Raw genomic sequence first — 356 nt, 5'->3', positions numbered from 1 at the left:
AGTACACGTGAAGATGCGTGTTACCTGCGACAGGACAGAAAGACCCCGTGGAGCTTTACTGTAGCCTGACATTGGATTTTGGTATTGCATGTACAGGATAGGTGGGAGACGGAGAAGCGTAGGCGCCAGCCTATGTGGAGTCGCTGGTGGGATACCACCCTTGTGATATTGAAGTTCTAACCCGTACACGAGAGCCGGGTAGGGGACAGTGTCAGGTGGGCAGTTTGACTGGGGCGGTCGCCTCCTAAAGAGTAACGGAGGCGCCCAAAGGTTCCCTCAGCGCGAATGGAAAACGCGCGGAGAGTGCAAAGGCAGAAGGGAGCTTGACTGTGAGACCGACGGGTCGAGCAGGGACG

1 rRNA gene is annotated in these 356 nt (G+C 56.5%); it reads left to right on the top strand.

Annotated elements, in window-relative coordinates:
* Positions 1-356, top strand: a 23S ribosomal RNA gene (locus tag ULO1_RS14455); the annotation flags it as partial.

Origin of the sequence: Carboxydocella sp. ULO1 (genome assembly GCF_002049255.1) — a bacterium.
In the GTDB taxonomy this organism is placed as follows: Bacteria; Bacillota.
The sequence above is the reverse complement of the archived record's forward strand: the minus strand, read 5'-3'. Positions and strand labels throughout refer to the sequence as shown.